This window comes from Methylophilus sp. (assembly GCF_035460085.1).
In the GTDB taxonomy this organism is placed as follows: Bacteria; Pseudomonadota; Gammaproteobacteria; order Burkholderiales; family Methylophilaceae; genus Methylophilus.
In genome coordinates, this window is sequence record NZ_DATHWZ010000048.1 from 21,386 (window position 1) to 34,267 (window position 12,882).

Genomic DNA, 12,882 nt, shown 5'->3' on the forward strand with positions numbered 1-12,882 from the left:
TTAATTAACGTGGAGTAACTTTGGGAGTGGGTAATTGAATATAAAGACATAGATCATTGTACTTAAAGGCTTGGATGGCTAAGCTCTATTCGCTCTGTCCGACCAATCACAGTTATTAAATTAAGTGTTTCCCTTATTCAAAAAAACTCTAAATCAAAAATGCAGCTAAATATTTGGCGTTCGTCAGAGTGCATAAGGTTGGGAAATCAAAATTGCACGCCTCTATTGGAAGCGAACAATGGCCTCTAGTATTTTCGTGTTCGCTGTTCTAAATATTTATCGCCAGCTATGTGATTTGCCTGATACATTTCATCAAGCTTTTTATTCAAAGCATCACACTTATCTTTCCATTGTTCAGAATCTTCCAAGCCATCATTAAGGTGAGACATTAAATAATCGTATTTTTCGGTTTTCTGCTTTTGCGTTAAGCCTTGTTGATCCATGGATGCGTTAATTTCTTTCATCCGCTTTATTCGAATATTTGATTTGGCAGAATATTTCGCACATGTTGCCTCTTGATTCGCTTCAACTTTCTTTATTTCGGCCTTAGAAAACGGCATGGCCTTTTCATAAGTATTTGTGGTGGTTATTGATTGCTGTGCACATGATGCTGCGAGTAAAGCAACCAGACAAATTATTGCTCTTAACACATTAGACCTCACCTTCTCATAACTTAAATGCCGTGATAGATGGCAATTTATAGCACATGTACTCTCCCTTTTTTTATTTATTGCTAGCATGATAAATTGAAAATCAGCGGTTTTAACCTTGCAAGACTTAAGTGCTAATCACACCGTTTCAATGGATGACGTAAATATAAAACCAGCACGCAGCTGGTTTTATAAAGCAATCGCTATCAGTAGATCAGCCAGGGTAAAAGTGAGCTATTTCTTAAAATGATTTTTATTTATGTGTGTTTTCATTAATAGCTATAAAGGCTCATCATTGAGCTAAATCGTTTGAAAATCAAGGGGGATTTATGTTTGTAACTTCGACACGTTCCGTGTTGGTGATGACTGTTTTGGCGATGTTATTGATTCCGTTAGCAGCGTCCTGGTTTGCCTATCCGTCCACACACCTGCCTCCGGGTTTCGGTATTTTCCCTCCTCAGTTTGTTGAAGACCCGCCTGGATTTAATCTGATTGTTTTTATTGGGGTAGCATTATTAGAAGCAGCATTTGCTGTTTTTTTAATATTCCCGCAATGGTTCGGGTTTAAGCCGGTCACTCCATCCCCACAGCCTGCATTGCACGCATTGCCTTGGTGGTTTTGGGTGGGGGCGGTTGTCACGCTGTTTTTCTGGTGGTTGATGTGGACGCGCACGACACCGTTTGGTGATTTGGTTTATTACGCTTTTACGCCGATGTGGTGGGGATTTATCTTTGTTCTCGATGGCCTGGCATTCCGCTATTCTGGTGGTTATTCACTGTTTGCAAGCCGCCCCAAAACATTTCTGATCAGCGCTGTTGTATCGATTGGTGGCTGGTATTTCTTTGAATATTTCGATTATTTTGCTTTAGGAAACTGGTATTACCCCAATACCGATATCCCAGGGTTAAGCCATGGCACGATCGTATGGATTTTTATTTTTGCCTACTCCACGGTTTGGCCTGCCATTTTTGAGTGGTATACCTTGCTGAATGCATTTCCTAAAATTGCGGGGCGATATTCCCAGGGCCCATCCCTGGCCCTTCCGGCAAAGCTGATGTTGACGCTGAGTTTTGTGTTGTTTGCCGCCGTGCCGTTCTGGCCTTACCCTTTGTTCTGGGCAATGTGGATCGCGCCATTGATAGGCATCACTGGCATATTGATGATGCGTGGTATCTGGACACCATTTAATGATCTCGCCAATGGCAATTGGAGTCCGGTGCTTCTCATGGCGCTGAGTTCATTGGTGAACGGATTTTTCTGGGAGGTTTGGAATTACGGCAGCGCACATCCAGTATTACCTGTCACCAATCCGAATTACTGGGTCTACGATATTCCCTATGTGAATGTGATTCATATTTATGCTGAAATGCCATTACTGGGTTTTGCGGGCTATTTACCCTTTGGCGTGCTGGTATGGGTGGTATTTATCTGGGCGGGTAAGGTGTTTGGTTTTAATACTGATCTTCTCAAGAATAGTCAAAGGCATTAATGCCGTGAAGCCAATGGTTTTATCACCTTCCTAACATTTGCTAATGCTGGAACCTGGTGATGATTCATAAAAACCCGCTTCGGCGGGTTTTTTATTGCCTGCTACAGGCTTCGTTGATTATCAATAAGTGGTTGCAAGGTTAACTATCATGTATCCATGTATGATCAGTTTTCTGAATTCACGGCCGTTTCTTCAGTCCATACAAAAGAGCGATATAGTATTCTTAGCCTATAAAGAGTGATCAATATTTAAGAGGAATCTCCATGTTAAAAACAATTGCCTCGGCAGTGATTGCGGTTTTACTTGTAAGTACATTTTGGACAGTACACGAGGTGAATGAACAAGAAACGCAGGCACCGGCTATTCTGAAGGTCCAGGAAATGGGCAACTTGATCTCACTGAATGTTTCTTACTCAAACATCATTGATATAAAAGATCGCATCACCCAGGATATTCCTTTAACCAATTGGGAGTTGGAATTTGGTGCGACACGCGTATTGTTGCTCGCAAAAGGTAATTGCCTGATTGGGGCTGACCTGAAACAGGCGCACTATGAGCATTCAGACACTGATAAAAGGACAGTTGATTTGATTTTGCCTGAACCGAAAGTGCTCTCTGCACGGCTCGACCACAGCGTCGGAAAGACTGGTTCATATTTCTATGCGGTGAATCACAGTGGTGTTTCTAAGATTATTGCGGATAGTCATCGGCAAACGGAGTTGATGAATAAGGCATTAGCCATCGCACAAAAGGACATTGAAAGGCAGTGTGCAGGTGCAGATTACATCCTGTCTGCCAAGAAATCCGCAGAAACGATGCTCTTGCCACTCATCACACATACATCAGACTGGCAGATCAATATTCTTTGGTCCGGGGAATGATATCAATGTTTGTTAGGTTCAAATTCGCGTTTATCTTTCTGGGCATGCGCATTCACCCGGATGGCTAATAGTGAACCGGCTGTAATGATAACTGCTGAGATGGATTTATAATCAAGATCAACAACTAACCAGATCATCGAACCAATGAAAGCTGCCACCAGGAATAGTTTAAGGAATAACATGATTTCTCCTTTTTCAAAAAATGCATCTTTACTCATCGATCTAAAAAGTGAATCAAAGTTTCTTGCCAAGAATGTTTCGCATGTATGTAGACGAATGAGATCCCTATCCGTTTACATTTGATTCAACGCTCAAATCATTATGTTTTAAACGACAGGGCCAGTTTGAGGTGACTACATGTTAAAGAAGCTATATCTCGCAATCATTATTTTATTGATCACGGTAACAGCCCATGCAGAAAAGAATGCATGGTTTGCCAAGTCGTCAAAACTGCTGTTTTCTAAAGAGTTAAATACTTGCCATGACCACAAAGTCGCAGGCAATCTTCCGCTTTTCAATGACTGTGTGACTTCAAAATTAAATGCTTATGATGTGATCAAGCAAAAGATGGATGACCCTGCAGTGAGCCCGTTTTTTGGTGACTCAGTGTGTGTGGACAAGATCAGGGCTAGTTTTGAACTGGGTGCCCGGTGTATGGCTGCGGCGCTTGATATTTGCAAGCAAGGGAGCGGTATGAGCGTGACGAATCCATTGGGATGTTTGCGCACTTTCTCCGGTTCAACCTGGCAGGCTCACCCGTCAGCCATGAAGCTGGATTTCACTCAGCCAGCCCGGAGTGAAAAAGAAATTAATCATTATGTTCAGTGATCATTGGCAAATCGATTAATAAATCGATTGAAGATTAACCCGCATCATGCGGGTTTTTTTATTTCAACTGCCAGTAAATGATTCTCCTACAGGAAAATAAGACAGCACTTATTACCGCCTTCACGCTATCTCCTGATAATCCATGCTCACTCTCAATTAAATTGGAATAAATATCATGGCTAAAAAAGCGAAGACTCAAGTAGGATTAGGTTCTGTTTTATCAACTGTTTCAGGACCATCCTCCCATGAGCCACCTGATTCAGGCCTGGATAATAGTGTCCCTGCCGATTTGATTGAAAAGTTTACGGGGTCGGATAAGCTTTCAGCCGCTTTTCCTTTTAACGCCACAAAACCCTCCGAATATGGCTCAGCTGCAAAATGTCCCTTTTCGGGAGCCACCACAGATGCGCCTAATGCGGTGGTCAGGGCGAGTACTGTCAGCGAATCAAACGTCAATGAAAAGACCGGTGGAGGGCCGCCGGATGGTGAAAACCTGCAGAAAGGTGATCTGGATCGTTCGCGAGTTGATTCGGAAGGGCGGGTCCTGACTACCAACCAGGGCGTAGCGGTGGGAGATAACCAGCATTCATTAAAAGTCGGGTTGCGTGGCCCTACCGCGATGGAAGATTTTATCCTGCGCGAAAAACTGACCCACTTTGACCATGAGAGAATACCAGAGCGCGTGGTGCATGCGCGTGGCTCGGCGGCACATGGTTATTTTGAAAATTACCAGCCTATCCCTGAACATACCAAAGCTTCGCCTTTTAATGAGGCAGGCAAGCAAACGCCGGTATTTGTCCGATTCTCCACCGTGGCTGGGGAGCGGGGCTCCACCGATACTGCCCGCGATGTTCGCGGGTTTGCAGTGAAATTTTATACGGACACCGGCAACTGGGATCTGGTCGGCAATAATATCCCGGTATTTTTTATCCAGGATGCAATGAAGTTTCCGGATCTGGTCCACGCGGTAAAGCCTGAGCCGCATCATGCGATGCCACAGGCTTCTTCTGCGCATGACACCTTTTGGGACTTTGTGTCATTGATGCCTGAATCTACTCATATGTTGCTGTGGCAAATGTCTGATAGGGCGATTCCACGCAGTTACCGGATGATGCAAGGCTTTGGCGTGCACACCTTCCGGTTGATTAACGAAAGTAATGAATCGACATTCTGTAAATTCCACTGGACACCCGTAGCCGGCACGCATTCGCTAGCCTGGGATGAAGCAGTGAAGATCAGCGGTGCAGACCCTGATTTCCATCGCCGGGATTTGTGGGAAGCGATCGAATCAGGCAATTATCCAGAGTGGGAGTTAGGGCTGCAGCTATTCAGCGAAGCACAGGCAGATGAGTTTGAGTTTGACGTGCTCGACCCGACCAAATTGATACCCGTTGAATTAGTGCCACTGATCCCGGTAGGCAAATTAGTATTAAACCGCAATCCGGATAACTTTTTTGCTGAAACCGAGCAGGTCGCTTTCTGTACGGCCCATATCATCCCCGGCATTGATTTCACCAATGACCCTTTGCTGCAAGGTCGTATCCATTCCTACCTGGATACGCAATTAACACGGTTAGGCGGCCCGAATTTTCATGAAATCCCGATCAATGCACCCTTGCAGGAAATTCACAACAACCAGCGTGATGGTTCTAACAGGCAGAGTATTGCGCGAGGCCGTGTCGCTTATGAGCCAAACTCTTTAGGTGGGGGTTGTCCATTCCAGGCAGGCATGCAAGGATTCACAAGCTTTCCCGAACATATAGCAGAAGATAAGGTGAGGGGTAATCCGCAAAAATTTGCCGATCATTATTCTCAGGCAACCTTGTTCTGGAACAGCCAGTCGAAAGTGGAAAAACAGCACATCATTAGCGCATTCCGCTTTGAGTTGACGCGTGTGCAGGTGCCTGCAATCCGCGAGCGGGTGTTGTCTTTATTAGTCAACGTAGATGCAACGCTGGCACAGTCTGTTGCTCAGGGTTTAGGCATTGATGTGCCATCAGCTGCGCCCTTGGTTGAAGGCGTCAGCTATCCGGTGTTAAACGATTCGCCAGCGCTATCAGAAACTTTTTACCCTGGCGATGGCACCATTAAAACCAAGCGTATTGCCATCCTGGCCGCTGACGGTGTCAATGGCAACAGCGTGAATGCTTTGTATGACGCTATCCTGTCACAAGGCGGTGTGCCACGTGTATTAAGCATTCAGTTAGGCAAAATTGAAACACTGGAAGGCGATATGCTGGATGTTGAAGCCACGCTGGAAACCATGCCTGGCGTACTGTTTGATGCGATGGTCATTGCTGACGGTGAACGTTCGGTTGCCAACCTGGCAATGGATGCCCATACCGTTGAGTTCCTGCGTGACCAGTACCGTCACTGCAAACCCATCATGGTGTCAAATCCCGCAAAAGGCCTGCTGGATAAAGCGGGTATTCAGCCCACTTTACCAGATGGCAGTGCAGATCCGGCGTTGATCATTTCAAATGAATATGCAGAAGACACCACGCTGGCATCGATCGAGCAATTTCTCATGACAGTCGCTAAACCAAGAGATCATTCGCGTGAAACGGATCCGCCATTGGTTTGATGTTCAATGTCGTTTCGGCTTGATTTTATCAAGCATGCGGTTTAGTTAAGACCATTGTTTGCCAGTAGATGAAATCGAAATCGCCAGCCCTTATCAGGCTGGCGATTTTATTTGAGCAAAGTGAATTAAGACCAGCGAGTGCAGAGACCTGGAAGTGGCTATCCGTTTATGGGTGTATAAAATCTTAAAAGCCAGTGATCAGGGATGCAAAATATTAGTACTGACTATGCCAGTTTTGCATCCAGAGGAATGCAGCATCCTGATCCATCGGCCTGGCAAAATAATAGCCCTGGCCAAACTGGCACCCTAACTCCCTTAGACCAATCGCTGCCAGGCTATTTTCTATGCCTTCGGCCACAGTCGTTAGCCCCAGGCTTTGTGCCAATGCAATGGTAGAGCCGATCACCTTCCTGGATTTTGAAGAGGATTCCATGGTGGTCACGAAAGATTTATCGATTTTGAGTTCAGTAAAGGGCAATCTTGCAAGTTGCGCCATAGAAGAATATCCGGTGCCAAAATCATCAATGCTCAGCCTGAAGCCTAGATCCCTTAATCGTGACAGGACATATTCAGCCTCATCCGGATTGTTCATGGTAGCTGTTTCTGTCAGTTCCAGTACCACTCTTTTAGGGTCGATGCCAAACTTCTGGCAAGCCTGGTTGAACACCTCAAGCAGGTGATCGTTTTTAATACTTTTTGCCGAGATATTGATAGACAACGTTAACTCAGGTTTGAGTTTTGCGAGGAAGGCAAACCCCATTAAAATCACCTGGTGGGTGATGGGATCAATCTGCCCGGTTTTTTCAGTGAATGGAATAAAGGTTTCCGGTAATCGGATGCCCAGCTCAGGGTGGCGCCACCTGATCAGTGCTTCAAAGCCAACCAGCTTCCCATTCTGCAAGTTTAAGACAGGCTGGTAATAAAGCAAAAACTGATTGTTTGAAATCGCTTCAAAAATAGCAGCTTCATCCACCACATATGACTGTCTTTCGTTATCAGTAGTGGACGTATACAAATCTAAATCTACAGAGACAAGGTCAGTAAGCATATTTTTTAGGATGACATGATTAAAAGAACGGTTGAAAGGTCTGGGTAACACTCCTCTTACATTCAGGCGGTGTTTGATGGCTGCCAGTTGTGCTGCAATTAATGCAGGTGTGCCAAAGCTGCTGCTCAGGATAATGGACGAAGTGCATTGCAACTGCGCCAAATCCGCTAGCAATGCAGTTCCATCCAACTCAGGCATTTCGATATGAATGGCTAAATGAGAGGGATTTATAGCAGATACCTGATCCACAAAAAGCACCGCAGATTCAATGATGCTTACTTTAAAACCATAACCTTCAGCCTCTTTGGCAATGATATTTGCACTGTCTATATCATCGTCCAGCACTAATAAGGTTTTCGCCTGCATTGCAACCTCTTATCTATTACAGTCTTTATAAATAACTATAGGGTTTATTTGGCGATGAGCAGGTATATAACGCAACTTATGCACATGCGTCTAAAAGACCTACATTTCGCCATATAAAAATACGGATTTATTCAAGTTGAATATTAAAAGTATTTATATAAATATTTAATAGGAGAGAAACTTAAATTTTTGTAGGAATATTCTTACGTATGATACTTGAATTGCCAATGCTTTGAGCCCGCTTGTTAATGGCCGCCACATTAGTTAGAAACAATGACTAACAGTTAGGAGTTAATCAGCGAGTCGCCTTTTAAATCCAGAGTGTAAATTCGCAAGTAAAACAAACTTTGAATGCTTGCTTTACCGCATCCTTCCCAACCTCATTGTTATCATCAACTGGATTCAGCGTATGAATGAAGTGCAAGCAGGCGAATCGCCTTGATGAAGTCACAGGCTTCAGCACATTTAACAATGTCAGCCTGCTCTACGGCGCCTGTGTGCAAAAAAAACCCGCCAGGGCGGGGTTCCCTCTTCATATGGGTGGGGTTAACCATAAGACAAGAGATAAACGTGTTTTGAAACCATCTACTACATGACACGACATGCTCAGGCCTGTTAGCCGCCTCAGTAGAGCGTTTTTCAAGCGTATGTTGCGCTAGCCTCACAGCTCTGTCTGTACGCTATCGCACACGGTTGATCACTACATAAAATCCCAGAAAATCACCCGTTGTACCTCAATCTGTATCGCCGTCTCGAATCCGGTTTTCATCTTGATTGATACAAGCAAAAAACTAATGACAGCGCTTTTTTTGCTACGTGTTCCAGCGTACAGAAATCCCTATTTCAATCAGCAATCATGGATAACAGAGCAATGGCCCACCTGGTATGTTGCTCTGCCTCATTTACCCAATCATTAAGGAGTTCAATATGCATTTAGCAACCAAACTTTCTTTCATGACGCTTGCCCTGACAGGCTTGATGAGTAATGCCCAGGCGACCGTTCTCCCGACAAATGCTTCAGGCGTCAATGTAGATGTTGTCGCCAGTAATTTTGGAGGCACTCTGCTTGATAGTGCGACTACGGCTATCAGTAATTTAAGTTGGAACGGTATTGCCCACACGGCTGTCTATCAGACGGCAACGGGGCTGGATTTTTACTACCAGTTCAACAATGATGAAAGCTCCCAGAATGGGATCCATAGATTTACTGGCTTTGACTTTAGCAGCCTGGGCGCAACAAATGTGGACGTTTACCAGACTGCCACTGGCTTTGGAATATTTTCAAACGGCAACATCACTTCTAACTATGCGGACCGTTCGCTAGCCGGTGTCATTGGATTTGAGTTTGCACCGGTAGGTATGGGAGATATCACACCAGGCACTAACAGTTACATCCAGATTATTCGTACCAATGCCACCAGCTATCAGGCCGGAAACTTTGTGATATCGAATGGCATAGGGGCAAATGCGGTGGCATTTGCTTCTGCAACTGCTGTACCGGAAGCCTCTACTAGTCTGATGGTAATTTCCGGGCTGGGATTAATGGGCTTGATTGGTGCGCGTCGCTCAAGGAAAAGTTAGAAAAGAGTGGTTTTTACTTGTGATGTTGCCCCTAATCGAAAAACGCCATGCAAATGGCGTTTTTCGATTAGGGGGGATGATGACCATGCAGCAGATATGTACGTTATCTCATGATGCTTGCTTTAATTATGTATGACAGTTGGCAGGTTAGCCTGATCGGATTGATTATTACAAATACTTGATACTGCAAAAGGATGTAACTTGATGCTTTCAATCCCGAATATGGATGTTATCAATCATAAACTGGTACAACAATACGGCAACAAACACTATCTGCGACAGTCCCGCTCGAGGTAGCTAATGTACGCTATCGAACATAACATACAGGTAAGGTGTACTATGATGTGAAATTTAGGCTAAGGGCGGAATATGGTTAGTTCACCCACTCCACAACCACAACAAAATCATTTGTTGGAGGCACTGCCAGAGTCCGATTACTTGCGAATTCAGCCCATGCTTGAACATGTCTCTATGTCGCTCGGTCAGACGTTATACGAATCCGGTGGACAGCTACAGCATGTTTATTTTCCTACCACATCTATCGTTTCATTATTATATGTACTGGAGAGTGGGGCTTCCGCTGAGATTGCGATCGTGGGAAATGAGGGTGTATTAGGTATTGCATTGTTTATGGGAGGCGAAACGACGCCTAGTCATGCTGTCGTGCAAAGTGCGGGAGAGGGCTATAGAATGCGCGCCAGTCTGTTAAAACATGAATTTGCGCGGGGAGGGCCAATGATGCATTTGCTATTGCGCTACACGCAGGCCCTCATCACGCAAATGACACAAACTGCCGTATGCAATCGTCATCACTCTATTGAACAACAATTGTGTCGGTGGTTATTACTGAGTCTGGACAGATTGTCTGCTAATGATCTGCACATGACACAAGAGTTGATTGCAAACATGCTTGGAGTGCGACGTGAAGGCGTTACTGAAGCAGCAGGCAAATTACAACGTGCGGGTATGATAGAGTATTCTCGAGGGAACATACGGGTGTTGGATCGGCCCAAGCTGGAAAAGACCGTCTGCGAATGTTATCAGGTTGTGAAAAATGAATTTGATCGATTACTCCCAGATATGCAAAGAAATCATCGCCACTAAAGTTTTACCTTTAGAGTTTTACCTTTAGCCTCCTCGAAATAGTAATTTTCCGCTATCGCATTTACTGTTCAATACATGAGCGCCAACGACAGCAGCGCCACATCCTAATGCCAGCATACTGAGTGTGGTGATGCCCATAATTACATACCATTGCGCATGCGTGTACCAGGCGGGTGATACTGTCACCCACAGCGGGTAGAACAATACATACAAGCCAAGCAGTCATCCGACCCCAGCGCCATACCCCACACCATGCATGGCTTCATTTAACCCATGTGTGCCGGCAGGTTTCAAATCATGTTGTGGCGGCAAGTTATTCAGCCTGACTTTAAATGCTCTTTTTTGTGTGCTGATCGCGGCCTTTACTAGTGGCTTTTTCAGTCGAAATGGAGTGAATGTATAAAATACATTGAAAGCAGGTGACTGTTTTATAAACATATGGACCTTTACGTGGTAGTGCGGACTGATCAGCATCTTCTATTGCGCAAGGCCAGACTGCCTGCTGGCATACATAATGCAAAACATGAAACAGGGGCCAACGTGTGTGCAGGCGTACATACGGCGCATTGGGCATATGCTAGTTTTATTGAATGGAACGTACCCTTATTGCGAACAGGTTAACAAATCAACTGGACCACCACTCTCAACAACAACTGATGAAGCATGGCGTCTGGGTCGATCTAGCGCTCGGACAGCAATTAAACGTGCCAGGAGTTGCCATCGAATACACATATTTTCTAACTAGTGGAGTCATTGCTTTAATCCTGCAGCATGCGCTTGATAAGCCATTAGCCATTGCCTTGATCGGCAATGAGGGGGTATTGGGCGTGGAGACGGCATTTGGTGTTGACTCTATGCCTTATTCGGCCATGGTGCTTGCACAAGGCACAGCACTACGCGTTTCCGCACAGCATATATATACCCTGAAGTTGAGTGACAAAGAGATCGGCATTTGTCTGGATAGATATGTCGCCATGCTAAATGTGCAATATGCCCAGGCGGCTGTCTGTAATGGCATGCATAACGTGCAACAGCGTCTTGCTCGCTTGCTGCTCAGTTACAGCGATCGACTGCATACCTTAACGCTTTCTATGACCCAGGATTTACTCGCAAAATTATTGGGCGTGCGTCGTGCAGGCATCAACCATGCGGCAAATAAATTACAGCAAGCCAAAGTCTTGCATTACCGCCGGGGTCAGATCGAGATTCTAAAGCCTTTGGCGCTGCTGCAAAAAGCCTGTCATTGCTATGAGATCGATAAGCAAATGTATGAACTTGCGTTCAGCAGCCATTGAGTCATTTGCAAACATACATCAACGCCAGTCAGGCGCCATTGCTTTAACCTGTTTCTAGATTTTCTTTGCCTAATCAAGATAAAACAGAGCCGTCTTGATTTCACCTTCATACTTGCAAGAAACGATTGGTTTATTGACTGAGCATCATGACGCCATGATTAAAAGTCCGCTCATTTCAGTTTTTCTATTCAGCAAGCCAAATTTTTGAAATTTTTTTATGATTCCTGCTGGAAGTCAGAGGATGCAGGCATTCCTGGCTTTAAAAATAGGGGAAATTGCGTACGTTATCAGACTGAATTCTTCGATGCGCAGGGGAATACTGCAATATCATTTTGGGAGAATGATCATGGCAAAACTGAATCTATCAAGACAGGAAGAAACGGCGCACATACCTCATCCAATGAGTCACATTGATTCTTTTAAAGCTCAAAAAACAGCTGCTTCCAGGGCAGCACTTTTAGTCGGTGCAGGTGCGGTTGTAGTAGTTGTACCTGTTGCCATCATGTCTCTTATGCTGTTCCTGATCGGGGCCTGATTCATGGAAGCATTTGAGAACTATAGAATCGGTCTCTGCCTGGCGCTGTGCGCTTATCTGTGTCCATTACCTATTTCAACACAAGCGCTGGCGGCCAGTGATAGTGCAAAAGTGATCAGATCGACCTTACAACATGATTTCACTAAAGCAAATGCAAAGCCCGTCATGATGATTGCACTTGTGAATATGGATGAAATATTGCCTGAATGTCAGCAGTATGTAATTAAAACTAATATCCAGGGAGTTCGTTACAGTGAAAGTGGCATTTCCATTGACTCTATTCATTTCAGCTGGTCAGGTGCCAAACTGGATGTCCACACAAATATAGGCGAAGAGGCGATTTTTACAATTGATGATATCCGTAGTGCAAATAAACTTATCCAGGTAGGTAAGTCCTACCTTATTCATTTTCAGCAGTGTGGAGATGCTAGCAGGCGTAGTCTGATTAACTTGTATATCCAGAATGGCAACAGCCCTGATGCTTTTCTTAAAGAGTAGCGGAGTACTCAATCACGGGTCA

General features: G+C 44.8%; 12 protein-coding genes. 9 read left to right on the forward strand and 3 right to left on the reverse strand.

Annotated features, from left to right (window positions below; translation table 11 throughout):
* Positions 1–245: 245 nt before the first annotated feature.
* On the reverse strand, positions 246–650 hold the full coding sequence (locus VK958_RS07365) for a hypothetical protein (protein ID WP_325240281.1): 405 nt from the start codon (positions 648–650) through the stop codon (positions 246–248).
* A 329-nt stretch (positions 651–979) separates the two neighbouring features.
* On the opposite strand from VK958_RS07365, the gene VK958_RS07370 reads away from it, so the two are divergent.
* Entirely contained in the window at positions 980–2,140 is a 1,161-nt protein-coding gene (locus tag VK958_RS07370) for a mechanosensitive ion channel protein MscS (RefSeq protein WP_325240283.1), read from the forward strand.
* Positions 2,141–2,403: 263 nt separating this feature from the next.
* Positions 2,404–3,021 (forward strand): DUF4230 domain-containing protein, encoded by a 618-nt coding sequence (locus VK958_RS07375; RefSeq protein WP_325240285.1) that lies wholly within the window; start codon positions 2,404–2,406, stop codon positions 3,019–3,021.
* A gap of 2 nt (positions 3,022–3,023) precedes the next feature.
* On the opposite strand, the gene VK958_RS07380 is transcribed toward VK958_RS07375, so the two are convergent.
* Positions 3,024–3,203, reverse strand: coding sequence for a hypothetical protein (locus tag VK958_RS07380; protein WP_325240287.1), 180 nt, complete (start codon positions 3,201–3,203; stop codon positions 3,024–3,026).
* Between the two features lie 175 nt (positions 3,204–3,378).
* On the opposite strand from VK958_RS07380, the gene VK958_RS07385 reads away from it, so the two are divergent.
* Both VK958_RS07385 and VK958_RS07390 read left to right on the forward strand, forming a co-directional pair.
* Positions 3,379–3,849 (forward strand): hypothetical protein, encoded by a 471-nt coding sequence (locus VK958_RS07385; RefSeq protein ID WP_325240289.1) that lies wholly within the window; start codon positions 3,379–3,381, stop codon positions 3,847–3,849.
* A 175-nt stretch (positions 3,850–4,024) separates the two neighbouring features.
* Complete coding sequence (locus VK958_RS07390) at positions 4,025–6,433, forward strand: catalase (protein WP_325240291.1); 2,409 nt, start codon at positions 4,025–4,027, stop codon at positions 6,431–6,433.
* Positions 6,434–6,647: 214 nt separating this feature from the next.
* Here the strand turns inward: VK958_RS07390 and VK958_RS07395 are convergent, their stop codons facing one another.
* Positions 6,648–7,847 (reverse strand): EAL domain-containing response regulator, encoded by a 1,200-nt coding sequence (locus VK958_RS07395; protein WP_325240293.1) that lies wholly within the window; start codon positions 7,845–7,847, stop codon positions 6,648–6,650.
* A gap of 927 nt (positions 7,848–8,774) precedes the next feature.
* On the opposite strand from VK958_RS07395, the gene VK958_RS07400 reads away from it, so the two are divergent.
* From VK958_RS07400 to VK958_RS07420, 5 genes are all read left to right on the forward strand, one after another.
* Positions 8,775–9,428 carry a PEP-CTERM sorting domain-containing protein gene (locus tag VK958_RS07400; RefSeq protein WP_325240295.1) on the forward strand — a complete coding sequence of 218 codons (654 nt, stop codon included), beginning with the start codon at positions 8,775–8,777 and terminating at the stop codon, positions 9,426–9,428.
* A 369-nt stretch (positions 9,429–9,797) separates the two neighbouring features.
* Positions 9,798–10,532 carry a Crp/Fnr family transcriptional regulator gene (locus tag VK958_RS07405; RefSeq protein WP_325240297.1) on the forward strand — a complete coding sequence of 245 codons (735 nt, stop codon included), beginning with the start codon at positions 9,798–9,800 and terminating at the stop codon, positions 10,530–10,532.
* Positions 10,533–11,122: 590 nt separating this feature from the next.
* Positions 11,123–11,827: a Crp/Fnr family transcriptional regulator gene (locus VK958_RS07410; protein WP_325240299.1), complete on the forward strand. Its 705-nt coding sequence runs from the start codon at positions 11,123–11,125 to the stop codon at positions 11,825–11,827.
* 346 nt (positions 11,828–12,173) lie between these two features.
* A complete protein-coding gene (locus tag VK958_RS07415; RefSeq protein ID WP_325240301.1) occupies positions 12,174–12,362 on the forward strand; it encodes a hypothetical protein in 189 nt (62 codons plus the stop codon).
* Positions 12,363–12,365: 3 nt separating this feature from the next.
* Positions 12,366–12,860 (forward strand): hypothetical protein, encoded by a 495-nt coding sequence (locus VK958_RS07420; RefSeq protein ID WP_325240303.1) that lies wholly within the window; start codon positions 12,366–12,368, stop codon positions 12,858–12,860.
* Positions 12,861–12,882: the final 22 nt, after the last annotated feature.